Here is a 19,325-nt window from a genome sequence, read left to right as displayed (position 1 = left end):
CCCTGACCGAAGGGGCGGCACCATCCCGGCCGTCGGCGCCGAAAGCCCGCTCAGGCGGAAAAGACAAGTACAAAAACACGTTGTTGCAGGCAGTTTCCTAAACGTCACGATGTTGCTGCCGAGAAACAACGTAGTCCCTCTTTGCCCTGGCGGGCCTGTTCTTCCGCTCGCCAGTATGAAGGCACCGCCAGGACCTCCGGGAATCTTCCGGCGCCCCGGCGGAATACGCCCGGGCAGGAAATTCCCGCCCCGCAGATGAGGAGACGGAGAAACAATGGCTGCCCTGCATGCTGCTGCCGTACTGGGCGGACGGCTGGACAACCTTGAGATCTCCGAATTCTGCCAGACGATTTTCTCCTCCTTCGCCCGGGCCGACCAGCGCCGCTGGGGCGAGCTGTACGTCCGGGGCCTGCTGCATGTCGACGGGCGCAAGACCATCCGCCGGATCGCCGGACTCGGCGACGGGCGTGACCCCATCCAGTCCCTGCAGCAGTTCGTGAACCAGAGCCCCTGGGCCTGGGCGCCGGTGCGCCGGGAACTCGCCGCGCTGGTGTACCGCGAACTGGCACCGAGGGCGTGGCTCGTGCGCGACGTCGCGTTCGCCAAGAACGGCACCGACTCGGTCGGCGTGGACCGCCAGTTCGCTCCCTCCGAGGGCCGGGTGCTCAACTGCCAGAGCGCCCTCGCCGTGGAAGTCGCCGGCGACCTGGGCAGCGTCCCGGTGAACTGGCGTCTGATGCTCACCAGGAAGTGGGACGAGGGCCCGCTGCGCGCCAAGGCGAACGTGCCCCCCGGCGAACGGTCGCAGCCACGTCGCCGGCACCTGCTGGACGCGGTGGACGAGATGATGGGCGACTGGAGGCTGCGCCCCCTCCCGCTGGTCGGCCACGTCCACGACCGCACGGATGTCGCGGTAGTCGTCCGCGGACTGGAGAGCCGCGGCCTGATGTACCTGCTGCGGGTGCCGGCCGGCACGCCACTGCGCTCGGGCGCCCGCCCGAACGGACCGCAGACCCTCGCGGACCTCGTCGGACTGAACCCCGAGGGCGACCGGACACGGCTGCTGCGGGGCGCCGAGCGGCGCGGCGGCCGCACGCAGGACGTCTACACGATGACCGCGCTGCCCCGCAGCACCGGATTCGGGGAGCCGTTCCGCGACGGGCTGCCGCTGCTGCACCGCCGGGTGCTGCACCGCGTCAGCCCTGACCCGGCCCGCGCCGAGTACTGGGTGACCAACCTCGACCCGTCGGGGATGCACGAGCCCTTGGCGCTCCTGCGGATGGCCGACCGGCACGCCGACAGCGCTCCCGTCCTCGCCGAGCGCACCGGGCTGCAGCACTTCGAAGGCCGCTCGTTCCGCGGCTGGCACCACCACGTGACTCTCGCCTCCGCGGCCCAGGCCGCGCTGCTGCTGAGCCAGGCCCTGGACGACCGCACCATCATACGTTCGAGCGCATGAGGCGGTCGGTTCCCGGCCGCACCGTCCCGCGTCAACGACCGCCCCCACCATGGGAGTTCAGATGCTGTTCTACGTACAGATGAAGTGGAACCACGAGGGCCGGATCTCCCTCGACGAGCTGTGGGAGATCGAGGCCGAGGAGGCCCAGCACGCGCAGGAGACCATCGACTCCGGCTTCTGCGTCGGCATCTGGAAGGTGGCGGCGCAGAAGCGCGTGATCGCCATCATCGACTCGCCCGACGCCGAGGAACTCGACCGCACCGCCCTCGGACGGCTGCCGATGCGCGAGTACCTCGAATTCGAGGAGGTCTGGCCGCTGCGCGACTACCTCGGCTTCGCGTCGGACGTGGTCAAGCGCTACCAGGTCTGACCGGACGTCAGCCACCGCACCGCCCTACATCCGACGGGAGTTTCCATGATCCACCAGCTCATCTTCGCCGCGCCCAAGCCGGGCATGACGGAGCGGGAGTTCCAGGACTACTGGCTGGACGTGCACGCCGTCCAGTACGCCAGCAAGATCCCGCAGATCCGCAAGTACGCGATCGACACCCGCATCCCGTCCTTCCTCGACGGTGAGGGCGAGCCGCTGTGGAGCGGCGTCGCCGAGATCTGGCTGGCCAACGAGCAGGAGCAGCTGGCCTCGCTGCAGACCGACGAGTTCCTGAACGGTGCCCGCCTGGACGAGCCCAAGTGGGCCGCCTTCTGGCGCACCGTGGTCCTCGACACCGATGCGCACGTCGTCAAGGAGCCGCCGCGGCACGAGGGCACCGGCAGCGGCGTCAAGCTGCTTCGCCTGGTCAAGCGGGCCGAGCGCCTGCCGCTCGACGCCTTCCGCGAGCGCAGCCTGAGCAGCTACGCCTCCCGCCTGGCGAAGGTGCCGGGCCTGCGCGGCTACCTGCAGAACCACACCCGGGACGGCTACTACGCCCTGGGCGAGGCCATGCTCGACGCCGTCCACCTGATGTGGTTCGACGACGAGCAGTCGCTGGCCGCGGCGCTGGAGTCCGCCGAGTTCAAGCACGCCGAGGAGGAGCTGGCCGAGCTGATCGAGCCCCGCTACGACCACCGGCTGGTCACCCGCGAGCACTGGATCATCGGTCCGGACGCCCGCTGAACTCCCGGCGCCGGGGACGAGCGAGGGGGTGGTCCCCGGCACCGGGTCGCGGATCCGGCCCGGGAAGGGCATTTGATGAACAGGATTGTGGTCGAGGACGTGACCCCAGTGGTGGGAGAGGGCCTGCCGGGCAAGGCGGCCGTAGGCGAAGCCGTTGCCGTCAGCGCCGCCGTCTGGCGCGAGGGACACGACGCGGTGGGCGCGGCCCTCGTGTGGCAGGGGCCTGACGACCCGGCGCCGCGGTACACCGCGATGAGCCGCTCGCCCGACGATGCGGACCGGTGGCACGCACTGCTGGTGCCCGACCATGCGGGCCTGTGGCGCTTCCGCGTCGACGGCTGGGACGATTCCTGGGCCACCTGGTGCCACGCCGTACGGGTGAAGGCCGAGGCCGGTGTCAATCCCGCGCTGCTCGCGGTCGACCTGGAAGAGGGCGCGCGGCTGCTCGACGAGGCGGCCGACGCCGCCGCGGCCGGCGAGCGGCTGCTGCTGCGGGACGCGGCGGGCGCCCTGCGCCGGGACGGCGCGCTGACCGAGGAGCGCCTCGGGCCCGCCCTGTCCACGCCGGTCCTGCAACTAATGGCCGAGCGGCCGGTGAGGCGCCTTCAGTCGCCGGGGCGCACCCACGAGCTGTGGGTGGACCGCGAGCGCGCCCTGTCCGGTGCCTGGTACGAGTTCTTCCCCCGCTCCACGGGCGGCCGCGACACGGCCGGCACCGCGCTGCACGGGACCTTCGCCACCGCGGCGGCCGAGCTGGAACGGGTCAGCACGATGGGCTTCGACGTGGTGTACCTGCCGCCGATCCACCCGATCGGCCGGACCAACCGCAAGGGGCGCAACAACGCGGTGGTGGCGCAGCCCGGCGATCCCGGCTCGCCCTGGGCGATCGGCTCGGCGGACGGCGGCCACGACGCGGTCCACCCCGAGCTGGGCACGCTCGACGACTTTGACGCCTTCGTCGCCCGCGCCCGGGAACTCGGCCTGGAGATCGCCCTCGACCTAGCGCTGCAGTGCTCGCCCGACCACCCCTGGGTGGCCGAGCACCCCGAGTGGTTCACCCGCAAGCCCGACGGCTCGATCGCCTACGCGGAGAACCCTCCGAAGCGGTACGAGGACATCTACCCGCTCAACTTCGACAACGACCGCGACGGCTTGTACGCCGAGGTGTTGCGCGTGGTCCTGCACTGGGTGCGGCACGGGGTGCGGATCTTCCGGGTCGACAACCCGCACACGAAGCCACCGGACTTCTGGCACTGGCTCATCGGCGAGGTGAAGCGGACCTGCCCGGACGTGCTGTTCCTGGCCGAGGCGTTCACCCGGCCGGCCCGGTTGTACGGCCTGGCCCGGCTGGGCTTCACCCAGTCCTACACCTACTTCACCTGGCGGGAGACCAAGGTCGAGATCGAGGGCTTCGGCAGCGAACTGGTCGCGCACGCCCACGAGTGCCGGCCCAACCTGTTCGTGACCACGCCCGACATCCTGCCGCGCTCGCTGCAGCACGCCCAGCCGGCGATGTTCGCCATCCGCGCCGCCCTGGCGGCCACCCTGGCACCGACCTGGGGCGTGTACGCCGGGTTCGAGCTCTACGAGTCCGAGCCGCTCGCCGCGGGAGGCGAGGAGTACCTGAACTCGGAGAAGTACGAACTGCGCCCCCGGGACTTCTGGGGGGCGCTAGAGCAGGGCCGCTCGCTGCAGCCGTGGATCACCCGGCTGAACGAGATCCGCCGCGCCCACCCGGCGCTGCGGCAGCTGCGCGACCTGCACTTCCACCCGACCGACAACGACTCCCTGGTCGCGTACTCCAAGCGCGACCAGGTCAGCGGGGACCTGGTCCTCGTCGTTGTCTCGCTGGACCCGGCGACCGCCCAGGAGGGAAAGGTCAGCTGGGACTTCCGCCGTCTCTGCCTGGAGCCCGGAGCTTTCGCAGTCCTCGACGAAGTGAGCGGAGACCTCTTCCACTGGACCGAGGAGACGTACGTGAAGATCGAACCGCTGCACCAGGCGGCCCACATCGCGGCGGTGGTGAGGGCATGAGCGGCCGCGAGCCGGTGTCCGCGGCCGGCGCCGGGCCGGCGGAAGGCGGTCCGCACTGGTTCAAGACGGCGGTCTTCTACGAGGTGCTGGTGCGCGCCTTCCATGACTCGGACGGCAACGGCACGGGAGACCTCACGGGGCTGACCGAGCGCCTGGACTACCTGTCCTGGCTGGGCGTCGACTGCCTGTGGCTGCCGCCGTTCTACGCCTCGCCCCTACGCGACGGCGGGTACGACATCAGCGACTTCCGGTCCGTGCTCCCGGAGTTCGGGACCATGGACGAGTTCGTGCGGCTGCTGGACGAGGCGCACCGCCGTGGCATCCGGGTCATGATCGACCTGGTGCTCAACCACACCTCCGACGAGCACCCGTGGTTCCAGGCCTCCCGCAGCGACCCCGACGGGCCGTACGGGGAGTACTACATGTGGGCCGACGACGACTCCGGCTACCCGGACGCACGCATCATCTTCGTCGACACCGAGCGCTCGAACTGGACCTACGACCCGGTCCGCGGCCAGTACTTCTGGCACCGTTTCTTCAGCCACCAGCCGGACCTGAACTACGAGAACCCGGCGGTGCAGGAGACGGTCCTCGACGTGCTGCGCTTCTGGCTGGACCTCGGCGTGGACGGACTGCGGCTGGACGCGGTGCCCTACCTGTTCGCCGCGGAGGGCACCAACTGCGAGAACCTCCCGGCCACCCACGACTTCATCAAGCTGTGCCGGAAGGTGGTCGACGACGAGTATGGCGACCGGGTCCTGCTGGCCGAGGCCAACCAGCCGCCGGAGGATGTCGTCGCCTACTTCGGCGACACCTCCGCCGGGGGCGACGAGTGCCACATGGCCTTCCATTTCCCGCTGATGCCGCGGATGTTCATGGCGGTGCGGCGCGAGTCGCGCTACCCGGTCGCCGAGGTGCTCGCCCAGACGCCGGCCATCCCGGACGGTTGCCAGTGGGGGCTGTTCCTGCGCAACCACGACGAGCTGACCCTGGAGATGGTCACCGACGAGGACCGCGCGTACATGTACGGCGAGTACGCCAGGGACCCGCGGATGAGGGCCAACATAGGCATCCGCCGACGGCTCGCCCCGCTGCTGGACGGCGACGACCGGCAGGTCCGCCTGTTCACCGCGATGCTGCTGTCGCTGCCCGGCTCGCCGATCCTGTACTACGGCGACGAGATCGGCATGGGCGACAACATCTGGCTCAGCGACCGCGACGCCGTGCGCACCCCGATGCAGTGGACCCCCGACCGCAACGCCGGTTTTTCGACCGCGGACCCGGGACAGCTGTACCTACCGGTGGTGGCAGACACCGTCTACGGGCACCAGGCGGTCAACGTCGAGGCCCAGCAGCGTGTGCCCTCCAGTCTGCTGCACTGGAACCGCCAGATGCTGCAGGTCCGCAAGGAGCACCGCGCCTTCGGGCTCGGCACGTACACCGAGGTGGAGGGTGAGAACCCCGCCGTCCTGAGCTACCTGCGCAGCCACCGGGCGGACAGCGCGGACACGGACGACGTGGTCCTGTGCGTCTTCAACCTCTCGGGCCGCCCGCAGCGGGCGTCGCTCCCGTTGAAGGACCACCGGGGCCGCGTCGTGATGGAGGCGACGGGCGGCGAGGTGTTCGGCTCCGTCGGTGACGAGGACTTCCCCGTCACCCTGTCCCCCTACGGCTTCTACTGGCTGCACCTGCGCCACCTGGAGGAGGAATGACCGGCATGGAGGCGGCCCTGGGCCGCTGGCTGCAGGCCCAGCGCTGGTTCGCGGGCAAGAACCAGTCGGTCCGGGACGTCACCGTCACCTCGACCGCGACCCTGGTGCCCGCCCCGGCGCACGACGGCCCCGAGGCACGGCTGCTGATCGTGGCCGCCGAGATGAGCGACGGGACGGTGCAGCGCTACCAGGTCCCGGTGGGCGTGCGCACCTCGGTGCCGTCGTGGCTGTGCGCCGACCCGATCGCCGTCATTGACGGCCGGCTGGTCTACGAGGCCACCAGCGACCCCGAGCTGATGTCCTTGCTGCTGCAGCGGGTCGCGACGGGCCGCAGCAGCGGCCCTGTGCGGTTCCGCTCCGAGCGGGAGGGGGCGCTGCAGCTCGCGGTCCGGGCCGGACTCGGTGTCCGCCCGCTGCAGGCCGAGCAGTCCAACAGCTCGGTGGTGTTCGGCGAGCGCTTCATCCTCAAGCTGTTCCGCCGAGCGGTGGCGGGGACCAACCCCGACCTGGACGTGCTGCGCCGGATCGGCGGCGAGGCCGGGGCCCCGATCGCCCCGGTGCTCGGGTCGATCGAGGGCGATACCGAACTCGGCCCGGTCACTTTGGGGCTGGTGCAGTCCTTCGTCCCGGGCGCCGTCGACGGGTGGACGCTGGCCACCGCTGCGGCGGACGGCGCCGAACTGGCACCGGAGGACTTCGCCGCACTCGGCGCGGCCGTCCGCTCCATCCACCGGGCGCTGGCGCGCGCCTTCGGCTCGGCAGCGCTGACGCCGTCCGCGGCGCGGCGGCTGACCGCCGGGATGTCCGTGCGGCTCGAAGAGGCACTGGAGCAGGTGCCGGTGCTACGGCCGTTCGAGCCGAGCCTGCGCGCCTCGCTGGCCGTGGAGCTGCACGGGCCGCTGAGCGGCCGGCTGCAGCGTGTCCACGGGGACCTCCACCTGGGGCAGGTGCTGCGCACCGGGGACGGCTGGCTGCTGATCGACTTCGAGGGGGAGCCGTCGGCCTCGCCGGCGGAGCGGGTGGCCTGGCGCTCCCCGCTGCAGGACGTCGCGGGGATGCTGCGGTCCATCGACTACGCCGCCCGCACCCGGCGCGAGGACGGTCCGGGCTGGGCGGAAGGGGCCTCGGACGCCTTCCTCCGCGGGTACGGCGGCATCACGTCCGCCGACTGGCGCCTGCTCCGGGCCTTCGAGCTGGACAAGGCCGTCTACGAGGTCCTGTACGAGACGAGGAACCGCCCGAACTGGGTCTCCGTGCCCCTAGGCGCCGTCCGGGACCTGACGCTGGGTCAGCAGGATGCGGGGGCGGCACCGTGACCGCCCCGGTGCGCGAGGTGGCCGGCCTGCCCACAGAGGAGCGCATGTGGCAGCTGCTGTCTGGCCAGATCGCCGACCCGCACCGGCTGCTGGGCGCGCACCCGTGCGCGGAGGGGACGGCGGTCACGGTACTGGCCCGCGGGGCGGACGCCGTGGACGTGGAGGTGTGCGACGGCCGGCGGATCCCGCTTCGCCGCCTGCACCCGGACGGGCTGTTCGGCACCGTGGTACCGAGCGGGGTCGGGCTGTACACGGTGTGGGAATGCACCGACGGGCAGTGGCGGCGACGGCAGGACCCCTACCAGTGGCCGCCGGCGCTGGACGAGGACGGCCTCGCGCTGTTCGCCGAGGGCCGGCACACGCGGCTGTGGGAGCTGCTGGGGGCGCGCCCGCTCCCGGCGTCGGGCGGCGCCCCGGCCGGCACACTGTTCGCCGTGTGGGCGCCGAACGCCCGCGGTGTGCAGGTCACGGGCGACTTCAACGGCTGGGACGGGCGCGGCCACTTGATGAGCCGCACCGACACCGGCGGGGTCTGGGCGCTGTTCGTGCCCGGCGTGGGCGCGGGCGCCCGCTACCGCTTCGTGGTCTGCGGGGCGGACGGGCGCTGGCGCGAGAAGTCGGACCCGCTGGCCCGGGCCGCCGAGTGCCCGCCGGCCAACGCGTCGGTGGTCACGGCGACTTCCCACCGCTGGCGTGACACACAGTGGATGCGCGAGCGCCCCGCCCGGCAGGGCGCCGACCGGCCGATGAGCGTCTACGAGGTGCACCTGCCCTCATGGCGCCAGCGGGAGGACGGCTCCTGGCTGGACTACCGCGACCTCGCGCGCCGGCTGGGTGAGCACGTGACGCGGCTGAGCTTCACGCACGTGCAGCTGCTGCCGCTGGCGGAGCACCCGCTGACCGCCTCCTGGGGGTACCAGGTCGGCTCCTATTTCGCGCCCACCGCCCGTCACGGCGACCCGGACGGGCTGCGCTTCCTCGTGGACCACCTGCACGGGCTGGGCGTGGGAGTGCTGTTCGACTTCGTGCCGGCGCACTTCCCGCGGGACGCTTGGTGCCTGGGCGGCTTCGACGGGACCGCCCTGTACGAGCATCCCGACCCCCGGCGCGGTGAGCACCCCGACTGGGGCACGTACATCTTCGACTACGGCCGCCCCGAGGTCCGCAGTTTCCTGCTGTCCGCCGCTTCGTACTGGCTCGCCGAGTTCCACGCGGACGGTCTTCGCGTCGACGCGGTCTCCTCGATGCTCTACCTGGACTACTCCCGGGGCGAGGGCGAGTGGCTGCCGAACGCCCTGGGCGGGCGAGAGAACCTGGAGGCGGTCGAACTGCTGCGGCAGCTCACCACGACGGTCCGCACCGCCCACCCGGGCGCGCTCGTGATCGCCGAGGAGTCCTCCGCCTGGCCCGGCGTGACCCGGCCGGAAGGCCTCGGGTTCGACCTCAAGTGGAACCTCGGCTGGATGCACGACACCCTCGTCCAGGCCGGCTCCACGTACCCGGACGGTGACGCCCTCAGGCACTCGGCGTCCTACGCCTTCTCCGAGCGGTTCGTGCTTCCGCTGTCGCACGACGAGGTGGTGCACGGCAAGGGATCGCTGTGGCAGCGGATGCCCGGGGACGACGGGGCGAAGGCGGAGCGGCTGCGGGCCCTTCTCGCCTATATGTGGGCCTATCCGGGAAAGAAACTGTTGTTCATGGGCGGCGAGTTCGGACAGACGTCCGAGTGGGACGCCGAAGGCGAATTGCCGTGGGGCCAGGCGGCCACCCAGCGGGGAGCGGCCCTAACCGCCCTTGTGGCGCGGCTGAACCGGCTTCAGCAGACGCTCGCGCCGCTGCGCCTGGACGACGATCCGCGACTGTTCTCGTGGCTTCCCGAGCCGAACGGCGGACCTGTCGCCGCCTTCGCGCGCACCGGTGCGCAGGGCGAGGCACTGGTGTGCCTGGTGAACTTCTCCGACCAGCCGCTGACGGACCTCGGCGTCCCGCTGCCCGCGGCGAGCGGCTGGTCGGTGGTGCTGGACACCACCGCGGCGCCGGACGGCGCCCCGGTCGCGGGTATGGTGCGCTCCGACGGCGCGCCGTTCGTCCTTCCGGCGCGCTCCGCGCTGTGGCTGTGGCACGACGGCTGGGGGGAAGAAGCCCTGCGCTGAAGGACGACAAGGCTATTTCGTGCACTGCACGAAATAGCCTTGTGCGGGCCCTGATTCGGGGCGGACTTAATCAAGTACACCCATTACCCGCCGACGGCCTTGCCCCCTCGGGCGGAGGTCCGGTTTTCTTCAAAGGGCGAGCAATCGCCAGCGATATCGAATGGCGGATTCTGCGCCATCTCCGATCCGACTTCACAGGAGACGGAATGACAAGGAAGGTTCTGATCGTACTCTCGGAGTACGGTTACTGGGGTGAGGAACTCCTCGGCCCGCTGGTCGCCTTCGACCGCAACGGGTACGAGAGCGTCTTCGCCACGCCCACCGGCAAGCGTCCGCAGGCGCTGCCCCCGAGCCTGGACCCCGGTTACATCGACCCGCCGCTCGGCCGCTCGGTGACCACCCCCGAGGTGGCCGTAGCCGCCCGCGAACTGGACGAGTCGGACCGCCTCGACAACCCGCTCGACCTGTCGGCGTGGATCCCCGAGCGCCCGTACGACAGCGAGCCGAACCCGCTGCGCCTGATGGAGGCGTACTACCGGGAGCTGGCCACGCTCGACGCCGACATCGAGCAGTACGACGCGCTGGTCATCGTCGGCGGCAGCGGCCCGATCGTCGACCTGGCCAACAACGGCCGGCTGCACGAGCTGGTCCTCGCCTTCGTCCGCGCGGACAAGCCGATCCTGGCCGAGTGCTACGGCATTGCCACCCTCGCGTTCGCCCGTGACTGGGAGACCCGCACCAGCATCCTCTGGGGCAAGCACGTCACCGGCCACTGCAAGGAGTACGACTACAAGGACGGCACCGGGTTCCTCGGCGTCAACTTCAACATGGGCCCGCCGCCGTACCCGCTGGAGTACATCCTGCGCGACGCCACCGGCCCCGACGGCCGCTTCCACGGAAACGTCGGCAAGGAGACCTCGGTCATCGTCGACTACCCGTTCATCACCGCCCGTTCGACGCCTGACTCCTTCCTCTCCGGCGAGAAGCTGGTGGAGGTCCTGGAGGCGGGCCTGCGCCGCTACGGCTGGTAGCAGCCGAGCCCGTCACGACTCGACCTGGAGGTAACGCGCATGAACGCGAGGCCTGGCAAGGAAGCGATCTTCGAGCAGTTCCTGGCTGATGGGATCACCAGGATGTTCGGCAACCCGGGCACGGTGGAGCAGGGTTTCCTGGACGTCCTGGAGCAGGTCCGGGGCTTCGAGTACATGCTGGCGCTGCATGAGGGCGTGGCCGTCGGAATCGCCGACGGCTACGCCCGGGCCTCCGGGGGCCCGGCGCTCGTGCAGTTGCACACCGGCGTCGGCCTGGGCAACGGCGTCGGCATGCTCTACCAGGCCAAGCGGGGTCACTCGCCGCTGGTGGTGATCGCCGGCGACGCCGGCGTGCGCTACGACGCGATGGACTCCCAGATGGCCGTCGACCTGGTGGAGATGGCCAAGCCGGTCACCAAGTACGCGACGCGGGTGACGCACCCCTCCTCGGTGCTGCGGGTGCTGCGGCGCGCCGTGAAGGTGGCGATGACGCCTCCGCGCGGACCGGTGTTCGTCGCCCTGCCGATGGACGTGCTGGACGAGCTGACCAGCGAGCCCGCGGTGCCGTCCTCGGTGCCCACCCGGGCCGCCCTGCCCGTCGCCGCGGAACTGGAACGCGCCGCGACGCTGCTCGCCGGCGCGCGCAACCCGCTGATCCTCATGGGCGACGGCGTCTCGGTCTCCGGCGGGCAGGCGCAGCTGGCGCGGCTGGCGGAGCTGCTGGACGCACCGGTGTGGGGCCTGGACAACTCCGAAGTCAACATGGACGCCACCCACCCGCTGTACCGCGGACAGCTCGGCCACATGTTCGGTGAGGTCAGCGCCGCCGCGGTCGCGGAGGCCGACGTGGTGGCCGTGGTCGGGACCTACCTGTTCCCCGAGGTGTTCCCCTCGCTGGCCAGTCCCTTCCGCGCCGACGCGAAGATCGTCCACATCGACCTGGACGACTGGGAGGTCGCCAAGAACTTCCCCGTCGACGTCGCCCTGGTCGCCGACCCGGCGCCGACCCTCGCCGCACTCGGCGACCTGCTGGAGTCCCGGGGACTGACCCGGTCGTCCGCCGACCCGGTGCCGATTCCCGCGACCACCGCCGACAGCCCGCTGATGGAGCTGTTCGCCGCGGAGCTGCGCCGGCAGGTCGGCCCGGCGGGCGTGGTGCTGTTCGACGAGGCGCTCACCGCCTCCCCGCCCCTGGTCCGCCAGCTCCCGCCGACCCGGCCCGGCGACTACTTCCTGACCCGCGGCGGATCCCTCGGCATCGGCATCCCCGGCGCCATCGGCGCCAAGCTGGCCCGACCCGACGCCCACGTGGTGGGCTTCACCGGGGACGGCGGCAGCATGTACACCATCCAGGCGCTGTGGACGGCGGCCCGCTACGGGGTCGCGGCGAAATTCATCATCTGCAACAACCAGCGCTACCAGCTGCTGGACCTGAACATCGAGCAGTACTGGCGCGAGCGTTCCATCGCGTCGCACGACCACCCGGCCGGCTTCGACCTCAGCCGCCCGGGCATCGGCTTCGTGGAGCTCGCCCGGAGCCTGGGCGTCGAGGCGGCGCGGGTGGACAAGCCGGACCAGGTGGAGCCCGCGATCCGGCGGATGCTCGAACACCCCGGGCCGTTCCTCATCGACCTGGCCACGGACTGAAGGGCGCACCGATGAACGCCATCGCACCGGCCGCCGACGGCCGTCTGCTGGGACGTACCGTCGCGATCCTGATGGAGAGCGACTACGTCGAGCCCGAGGTGGACTACTACCAACGTCGCTTCGCCGAGGAAGGCGCCCGGGTCGAATTGCTGACCAGGCTCTGGGGCCAGGAGACCCTCACCTTCACCGGCCACGAGCACCAGCTCCCCCTCACCGTCGACGGGGACCTCGAGCTGGTCGACGACGAGCGGCTGCGCAAGTACTCCGCCCTCATCGTCCCCTCCGGCATGGTCTCCGACCGGCTCAGGTACGCCGAGAAGGCGGGCGACCTCTCGCCCGCCGTCCAGCTGCTGCAGCGGGCCTTCGACGACCCGCGCATCCTCAAGGGGGTCATCTGCCATGGCATGTGGCTGCTGTCGCCGATCCCCGAGGCGGTCCGCGGGCGGCCCGTGACCTGCCACAACAACCTCGTCCACGACGTCCGGCACATGGGGGCGGTCTACACCGACCAGGACGTCGTGGTGCACGGCGACCTGGTCACCGCCCGCAGCGCCGACCACTGCCACCTCTTCGCCCGAACCCTCATCGACCTCCTCGCGGCCAGGGGAGCCTCCCGCGACCGGCGCTGGTGGCGCTCGACCGTACCCAACCGCAAGGGGAACCAGCATGACGGGTGACTACCGACCGGACTTCCTGTTCTCCGACCTCGTCGCCGGCTACGTCAGCGAACACGACCCGGCCGGCCGCGTGGTCACGCTGCGCACGGGCGACGGGCGGACGGTGCGCGCCGAATACAGCACTGCCACCGCCGAGATGCTGCGCAACCTCGGCGAGCCGTACCAGGACGTGACCGGACGGCTGGCCGAGCTGCTCGTCCCGGGCCGGCACGTGTTCCTGTACGGGGTCTTCTACCCGAGCCGCTCCGGCTACACCGTCGAGGCCAAGCACGTCACCTTCCTCGGCGAGCAGGCCAGCCGGTACGCGTTCGAGGACGGCGGCTGGTGGCCTCACCAACTGGGGGAGCTGGCCCGCTTCTACCGGCTCGCGCAGTTCGGGCAGACCTCCGACCCCGACTTCGCCGACTACCGCACCCAGCTGCGCCTGAGCGGCAACAAGGGCGACCATCACGTCCAGGAGACCGACACGATCTCCCGGCTGGTGTACGGCATGGCCTCCGCCTACATGCTCTCCGGCGACGAGGACTACCTGCGCATCGCCGAGCGCGGCACCGACTACCTGCGCGACCACATGCGCTTCGTGGACCGGGACAGCGACGTCGTGTACTGGTACCACGGCATCGACGTGCGAGGCGGCACGGAGACCAAGATCTTCACCTCCGAGTTCGACGACGACTACCGCGCCATCCCCGCCTACGAGCAGATCTACGCGCTCGTGGGCCCGACGCAGACCTACCGCCTCACCGGCGACCCGCGCATCGCCGGCGACATCGACGCCACCCTGCGCCTGTTCCACCGGTACTTCAAGGACCACGAGCGGGGCGGCTACTACTCGCACATCGACCCCCTCGAACTCAGCCCGCACCACCCGTCGCTGGGCCGCAACCGCTCGCGCAAAAACTGGAACTCCATCGGCGACCACGCACCGGCGTACCTGCTCAACCTGTACCTCGCCACCGGTGACGCCCGGCACGCCGACATGCTCGAGGAGTGCTTCGACCTGATCATCGAGCGCTTCCCGGAGGACGGCAGCCCCTTCGTCCAGGAGCGCTTCCACGAGGACTGGTCGGCGGACCGCACCTGGGGGTGGCAGCAGGACCGGGCCGTGGTCGGTCACAACCTGAAGATCGCCTGGAACCTGATGCGGATGAACGCCATCCGCCCCAAGGCCCGCTACACCGAACTCGCCCGGCACATCGGGCAGACCATGCCCGCGGTCGGTGCCGACCTGCAGCGGCACGGCTGGTACGACGTCGTCGAGCGCACCCGGCGGCCCGGCGAGGACTTCCACCGGATGGCCTGGCACGACCGCAAGGCGTGGTGGCAGCAGGAGCAGGCGATCCTGGCGTACCAGATCCTCGCCGGCAACACCGGCGACGCCGACTTCCGTACCCAGGCGCGCGAGTCCGCCGCGTTCTACAACGCCTTCTTCCTGGACCACGAGGAGGGCGGCGTGTACTTCAACGTACTCGCCGACGGCCTGCCGTACCTGCTCGGGAGCGAGCGGATGAAGGCCAACCACGCCATGAGCCTCTACCACAAGGCCGAGCTGTGCCTGCTCGCCACGGTGTACGAGCGGCTGCTGCTCAACGACGAACCCCTGCCGCTGTGGTTCCGGCCGCTGCCGGAAGCCGACCGGACGCTGCGGGTCGCTCCCGACGCGCTGCCCCCGGGCTCGGTCCGCCTCGGCGCGGTCGAGGTGGACGGCAGCCCGTTCACGGACTTCGACCCCGACGCCCTGACCATCGAGCTGCCGCGCTCGGAGAAGCCGCTGACCGTGCGGGCCACCCTGCAGCCGGCCCGTTGATCGGAGATGTGACATGCAGGTCGAGAAGTACATGCGGGGCACCGTCACGGTGGTCGTCGTCGACGGCGACCTCGACGGGGTGACCGCCGCCGAGGCCAGTGCGACCCTGGAGGCGCTCACGCCGGACAGCGGGCAGTTGCTGCTCGACCTCGGACGCGTCGGCTACCTGTCCAGCGCGGGCCTGCGGGTGCTGCTGCTGGTCTACTACCGGGCCCGTGGCCACGGTGTTCCGCTGGCCCTAGCAACCATGCCCGAGGAGGCCCGCAGCGTCCTCGCGGCCACCGGCTTCCTGGACAGCGTCCTGGTGGCCGACAACGTCGACGACGCGATCCGGGCGCTGGCCCCGTGACCACCACTGCCGCTCCGCTCCTGGCTGCCGGCCTGCGGGTGAGCCCCGGCGTGCCGCTGCCCTACGGTGCCACCGCCACCCCCGAAGGGATCAACTTCTCGATCCCCGCCGGCGGGGCCTCCTCCATGACCCTGGTGCTGTACTGGCGCGGCGCGCCCGAGCCCTTCGCGGAGGTGGTCTTCCCCCGCGACTGCCGGGTCGGCGGCGTCTACAGCATGCTCGTCAGCGGCCTCGACCCCGAGGCCATCGAGTACGGGTACCGAGCCGACGGCCCGTTCGCGCCCGGCCGCGGGCTGCGCTTCGACGCCCGCACCGTCCTCGCCGACCCCTACGCCCGGGCCTTCGGCGGCCGGGAGACCTGGGGCGCGCCGTACTCGCTCGACCCGTACCCGTACCGGTCCCGGGTCGTCGCCGGCGAGGCCTTCGACTGGCAGGGCGACACCCCGCCCAGGACGCCGGTCGAGGACCTCGTCGTCTACGAGCTGCACGTACGCGGCTTCACCCGCCACCCCTCCTCCGGGGTGCGCCGGCCCGGGACCTTCGCCGGCCTGGCCGAGAAGATTCCCCACCTGCTCGACCTCGGCGTGAACTGCGTCGAACTGCTCCCGGTGTTCGAGTTCGACGAGTCCGACAACGCCCGCAGCAGCGAAGGCCGCCGGCTGTTCAACTACTGGGGCTACAACACCTTCGGCCACTTCGCGCCGAAGGCCAGCTACGCTGCTTCGGACGACGCCGCCACCGAGCTGAAGGACACGGTCAGGCGCCTGCACGCGGCAGGCATCGAGGTCGTCCTCGACGTGGTCTTCAACCACACCGCGGAGGGCGACGAACGCGGCCGCACCCTCTCCTTCCGGGGGCTGGACAACCCCGGCTTCTACCTGCTGGCACCGGACGGCAGCTACCTGAACTTCAGCGGCACCGGCAACACCTTCAACGCCAACAGCCCCGTCGGCCGGGCCTTCGTCCTGGACTGCCTGCGCTACTGGGTGGCCGAGTTCCACATCGACGGGTTCCGCTTCGACCTGGCTTCCGCGCTGGTCCGCGGCCAGGACGGCGCGCCGCTGGCCGACCCTCCCCTGCTGGAGGCGATCGCCGCCGACCCGGTGCTGCGCGACACCAAGCTCATCGCCGAGGCGTGGGACGCGGGCGGCCTGTACCAGGTCGGCAGCTTCCCGCACTACGGGCGCTGGTCGGAGTGGAACGGCCGTTTCCGCGACTCGGCGCGCCGCTTCCTCCAGGGAGACCACCAGGCGGCCCAGGACCTCGGCGCGCGCGTCCTCGGCTCCCTGGACCTGTACGGGCGGCGCGGGCCCCGGGCCTCCGTCAACTTCGTCACCTGCCACGACGGGTTCACCCTGCACGACCTGTACGCGTACAACGACAAGCACAACCATGCCAACGGGGAGGACAACCTCGACGGCGAGCGGGCCAACCACTCGTGGAACTGCGGGGTCGAGGGCCCCACCGACGACCCCGAGGTGCTGCGGCTGCGTTCCCGGCAGGTCCGCAACGCCCTCGTCCTGCTGCTGGCCAGCCGCGGCGTGCCGATGCTCACCGCCGGCGACGAGTTCGGCCGCAGCCAGCAGGGCAACAACAATGCCTACTGCCACGACGTGCTGTCCTGGATCGACTGGGGTCTCGCCGCGGACAACGCCGAACTGCTTCGCTTCACCCGGGCCCTGACCGCCTTCCGCCGTACCCATCCGGCGCTGCGTTCGCCCGACGCCCGGGGCCTGGCCACAACGCCCGTCGACGGCGTCCCGCTGCTGCAGTGGACCCTGCGGCTCGGCGACGACGCCGTGCACGTCGCCGCCAACGCGCACTGGGAGACCCACACCGTCCCCCTGCCGGACCTGACCGGCCACCTCGCCTGGCACGCCTTCGCCGACACCGCCGCACCGGAGCCGCTCGCCCCGGTCCGGCCGCCGGAGCCGGGCCGCGTCATGCTGCCGCCCCGCTCCGTGCAGGTCCTGTACGCCGCTCCCTTCGACCCGTCTGGAGACCCGCATGACACTTGACGTGTCGCTCACCATCAGGAACTCCACCGCCCGCCTTACCCTCGCGGGCGAGGCCGACAGCACGGCCGCGGCGCACCTGGCAACCGTGCTCGACGGCCTGTCGAGTGAGCACCTCGACCGCCTCGAACTCGACCTGTCCGACCTCGCCTACATGTCCTCGGCGGGCCTGCGCTGCCTGGTCTTCGCGCATCAGGTCCTCGGCCGCGCCGTGGAGATCGTGCTGATCAACCCCTCGGACGAGGTACGCCGGACCATCGAGCTCACCGGTTTCGACCGCAGCGTGACCGTGCGACGGGAGCTGAGCGCGTGAACCTGCGCTTCACCCTGGACGGCTCCCGCCCGGTCTCCACCGAGGTCGGCACCATGGTCTGCGCCCTGGCCACCTGCGCCGGCCTGGACGGCAAGGCCGCCTACCGGCTGAGGCTGGCCACGGACGAGATCGTCACCAACATCGTCGTCCACGGCTACCACAGCGGCGGCGGGCCGATCAGCCTGTCCTACGGCTTCGACGCGACCCGCGCCTGGGTGGAGATCGAGGACGAGGCACCGCTGTTCGACCCGCGCCAGCACGACCCCCTGCCGCGGCTGGCCGCCGGGACCGCGACCGGGCGGGTGGGGGGCTTCGGCCTGTTCCTGGCCATGCGCAGTCTCGACGACTTCCGCTACCGGTACACCGGGCGCCGCAACCACTGTGTCCTGACCGTCCTGCGGTAGTCCGATGCCCAGGAAACGAGTGGTGGTGGTCGGTGAGGACCCGGACGGAGACGGCGCTCTGGTCCAGGGCCTGGAACAGGCCGGCTACACGGTGGAGCGCGCGAGGCCCGGACAGCTGGCCCCGCTCGCCGCCCCCGACGCGGTGCTGCTCTGCGCCGACCTCGGGCTCAAGCGGATCGCCGGGCTCGGCCGGTTCTTCCCCAGCGCGGTCCTGGTGTACCCGGGGCAGAACGTGCGGGCCCTGGAGCTGTGCGCGCAGGCCGGCTTCGGCTTCGTCGCCCCGCCCTACCTCCCGGCGCTGCTGCGCAACCGGCTGACGTCCTCGCGTGAACGCGGGCAGCTGGCGGGGCTGGTGGAGGCCGCGGCCGCCGAGGCGACCCTGCGCGCCCACGAACGCGACCTGCTCCTCGCCCAGCGCCTGCAACAGGGATTCCTGCCGGAGCGGCTGCCCTCCTTCCCTGGCTGGGAGTTCGGTTTCCGCTTCAGGCCCGCCCAGCACATGTCCGGCGACTTCTACGACGGCTTCGAGCTCCTCGACGGCAGGAGGCTCGCCTTCGTGGTCGCCGACGTGTGCGACAAGGGCCTGGGGGCGGCCCTGTTCATGGCCATCATCCGTACCCTGCTGCGGCACGCCGCGGAGGACGCGAGCACGCTGGCTGTTTGCGGCGCCGGCGCGATGCCGGCCGGCGTCGCCGAGCACGTTCCGGTGCCCCCCACCCTCGGGCTGGGCGCGGGCCCGCTGCTCCAGGCCGTGGCGGCGACCAACAGCTACCTGGCCCGGCACCACCTGCGGCAGGCCTACTTCGCCACGCTCTTCTTCGGCCTGCTCGACCCGGTGCAGGGCGATGTCCTCTACGTCAACGCCGGCCACAACCCGGCCGTGCTGATCCACCCCGGCGGCCACCGGGAACTGCTGCACGGCACCGGTCCGGCGGTCGGAATGATGGTGGACAGTACGTACGCCATCGGCCATACGCGCCTTGAGCGGGACGCGGCTCTGTTCCTGTACACAGACGGCGTGGTGGATGCCCGCTCCCCCGACAACACCCCTTTCGGAATGCCCCGGCTGCTGGAGCTGCTGGGCCCCGCGGAAAGCGGCGCCGTCGTCCTGCAGACGGTCGACGAGGCGCTCGCACGGCACGTCGCGGGATCCCCCGCATTCGACGACGTGACGATGATGGTGCTGCGCCGCGACGCGTGACTTAACGACCTCTCCCCGACAGTGCGGGATTCCCTGGAAACTTCCGCCTGACGGATCGTAATGTCGCATGAGATAAGTCCGCCCCGTGCAAGC

The 19,325-nt window shown here is 71.1% G+C and carries 16 protein-coding genes; all 16 read left to right on the top strand.

Translation table 11 applies throughout. From position 1 onward, the window contains the following. The first annotated feature begins 274 nt into the window (after positions 1-274). The 16 genes from ACRWND_RS25160 (at position 275) to ACRWND_RS25085 (ending at position 19,232) form a co-directional block, all read left to right on the top strand. A complete protein-coding gene (locus ACRWND_RS25160) occupies positions 275-1,459 on the top strand; it encodes an IS701 family transposase (RefSeq protein ID WP_431953183.1) in 1,185 nt (394 codons plus the stop codon). A 61-nt stretch (positions 1,460-1,520) separates the two neighbouring features. Continuing rightward, a complete protein-coding gene (locus tag ACRWND_RS25155) occupies positions 1,521-1,829 on the top strand; it encodes a muconolactone Delta-isomerase (protein ID WP_181792794.1) in 309 nt (102 codons plus the stop codon). Positions 1,830-1,874: 45 nt separating this feature from the next. Continuing rightward, positions 1,875-2,573, top strand: coding sequence for an EthD domain-containing protein (locus ACRWND_RS25150; protein ID WP_431953181.1), 699 nt, complete (start codon positions 1,875-1,877; stop codon positions 2,571-2,573). Between the two features lie 75 nt (positions 2,574-2,648). Then, positions 2,649-4,607 (top strand): maltotransferase domain-containing protein, encoded by a 1,959-nt coding sequence (locus tag ACRWND_RS25145; RefSeq protein ID WP_431953179.1) that lies wholly within the window; start codon positions 2,649-2,651, stop codon positions 4,605-4,607. Beyond that, entirely contained in the window at positions 4,604-6,319 is a 1,716-nt protein-coding gene (treS, locus tag ACRWND_RS25140; RefSeq protein ID WP_431953177.1) for a maltose alpha-D-glucosyltransferase, read from the top strand. The genes ACRWND_RS25145 and treS overlap by 4 nt, the downstream gene beginning before the upstream one ends. Beyond that, on the top strand, positions 6,316-7,635 hold the full coding sequence (locus ACRWND_RS25135) for a phosphotransferase (RefSeq protein WP_431953175.1): 1,320 nt from the start codon (positions 6,316-6,318) through the stop codon (positions 7,633-7,635). Before treS ends, ACRWND_RS25135 begins: the two co-directional genes overlap by 4 nt. Further along, a complete protein-coding gene (glgB, locus tag ACRWND_RS25130) occupies positions 7,632-9,788 on the top strand; it encodes a 1,4-alpha-glucan branching protein GlgB (RefSeq protein WP_431953173.1) in 2,157 nt (718 codons plus the stop codon). The genes ACRWND_RS25135 and glgB overlap by 4 nt, the downstream gene beginning before the upstream one ends. Positions 9,789-9,994: 206 nt before the next feature. Next, on the top strand, positions 9,995-10,819 hold the full coding sequence (locus ACRWND_RS25125; RefSeq protein WP_431953171.1) for a type 1 glutamine amidotransferase domain-containing protein: 825 nt from the start codon (positions 9,995-9,997) through the stop codon (positions 10,817-10,819). A gap of 39 nt (positions 10,820-10,858) precedes the next feature. After that, positions 10,859-12,466, top strand: a complete 1,608-nt coding sequence (locus ACRWND_RS25120; RefSeq protein WP_431953169.1) for a thiamine pyrophosphate-binding protein — start codon at positions 10,859-10,861, stop codon at positions 12,464-12,466. Positions 12,467-12,477: 11 nt separating this feature from the next. Beyond that, positions 12,478-13,143: a DJ-1/PfpI family protein gene (locus ACRWND_RS25115; protein WP_431953167.1), complete on the top strand. Its 666-nt coding sequence runs from the start codon at positions 12,478-12,480 to the stop codon at positions 13,141-13,143. Then, positions 13,133-14,950 carry an AGE family epimerase/isomerase gene (locus tag ACRWND_RS25110; protein ID WP_431953165.1) on the top strand — a complete coding sequence of 606 codons (1,818 nt, stop codon included), beginning with the start codon at positions 13,133-13,135 and terminating at the stop codon, positions 14,948-14,950. Before ACRWND_RS25115 ends, ACRWND_RS25110 begins: the two co-directional genes overlap by 11 nt. Before the next feature lie 13 nt (positions 14,951-14,963). After that, positions 14,964-15,299, top strand: coding sequence for an STAS domain-containing protein (locus ACRWND_RS25105; RefSeq protein ID WP_431953163.1), 336 nt, complete (start codon positions 14,964-14,966; stop codon positions 15,297-15,299). Continuing rightward, positions 15,296-17,317 (top strand): glycogen debranching protein, encoded by a 2,022-nt coding sequence (locus tag ACRWND_RS25100; RefSeq protein ID WP_431953161.1) that lies wholly within the window; start codon positions 15,296-15,298, stop codon positions 17,315-17,317. The genes ACRWND_RS25105 and ACRWND_RS25100 overlap by 4 nt, the downstream gene beginning before the upstream one ends. Further along, a complete protein-coding gene (locus ACRWND_RS25095) occupies positions 17,307-17,627 on the top strand; it encodes an STAS domain-containing protein (protein ID WP_431953160.1) in 321 nt (106 codons plus the stop codon). Before ACRWND_RS25100 ends, ACRWND_RS25095 begins: the two co-directional genes overlap by 11 nt. Then, complete coding sequence (locus ACRWND_RS25090; RefSeq protein WP_431953158.1) at positions 17,624-18,031, top strand: ATP-binding protein; 408 nt, start codon at positions 17,624-17,626, stop codon at positions 18,029-18,031. Before ACRWND_RS25095 ends, ACRWND_RS25090 begins: the two co-directional genes overlap by 4 nt. Before the next feature lie 4 nt (positions 18,032-18,035). After that, positions 18,036-19,232: a PP2C family protein-serine/threonine phosphatase gene (locus ACRWND_RS25085; protein ID WP_431953156.1), complete on the top strand. Its 1,197-nt coding sequence runs from the start codon at positions 18,036-18,038 to the stop codon at positions 19,230-19,232. Positions 19,233-19,325: the final 93 nt, after the last annotated feature.

The organism is Actinacidiphila sp. bgisy167 (genome assembly GCF_965342175.1).
Taxonomy (GTDB): domain Bacteria; phylum Actinomycetota; class Actinomycetes; order Streptomycetales; family Streptomycetaceae; genus Actinacidiphila.
Note: the sequence above shows the minus strand (reverse complement) of the source record. Positions and strands in the feature narration are given on the sequence as shown.

Bases quoted from the DNA above. Each gene is read 5' to 3' on its own strand.
- ACRWND_RS25160 (WP_431953183.1), top strand. From the start codon at position 275: ATGGCTGCCCTGCATGCTGCTGCCGTACTGGGCGGACGGCTGGACAAC.
- ACRWND_RS25155 (WP_181792794.1), top strand. From the start codon at position 1,521: ATGCTGTTCTACGTACAGATGAAGTGGAACCACGAGGGCCGGATCTCC.
- ACRWND_RS25150 (WP_431953181.1), top strand. From the start codon at position 1,875: ATGATCCACCAGCTCATCTTCGCCGCGCCCAAGCCGGGCATGACGGAG.
- ACRWND_RS25145 (WP_431953179.1), top strand. From the start codon at position 2,649: ATGAACAGGATTGTGGTCGAGGACGTGACCCCAGTGGTGGGAGAGGGC.
- treS (WP_431953177.1), top strand. From the start codon at position 4,604: ATGAGCGGCCGCGAGCCGGTGTCCGCGGCCGGCGCCGGGCCGGCGGAA.
- ACRWND_RS25135 (WP_431953175.1), top strand. From the start codon at position 6,316: ATGACCGGCATGGAGGCGGCCCTGGGCCGCTGGCTGCAGGCCCAGCGC.
- ACRWND_RS25125 (WP_431953171.1), top strand. From the start codon at position 9,995: ATGACAAGGAAGGTTCTGATCGTACTCTCGGAGTACGGTTACTGGGGT.
- ACRWND_RS25120 (WP_431953169.1), top strand. From the start codon at position 10,859: ATGAACGCGAGGCCTGGCAAGGAAGCGATCTTCGAGCAGTTCCTGGCT.
- ACRWND_RS25115 (WP_431953167.1), top strand. From the start codon at position 12,478: ATGAACGCCATCGCACCGGCCGCCGACGGCCGTCTGCTGGGACGTACC.
- ACRWND_RS25110 (WP_431953165.1), top strand. From the start codon at position 13,133: ATGACGGGTGACTACCGACCGGACTTCCTGTTCTCCGACCTCGTCGCC.
- ACRWND_RS25105 (WP_431953163.1), top strand. From the start codon at position 14,964: ATGCAGGTCGAGAAGTACATGCGGGGCACCGTCACGGTGGTCGTCGTC.
- ACRWND_RS25095 (WP_431953160.1), top strand. From the start codon at position 17,307: ATGACACTTGACGTGTCGCTCACCATCAGGAACTCCACCGCCCGCCTT.
- ACRWND_RS25085 (WP_431953156.1), top strand. From the start codon at position 18,036: ATGCCCAGGAAACGAGTGGTGGTGGTCGGTGAGGACCCGGACGGAGAC.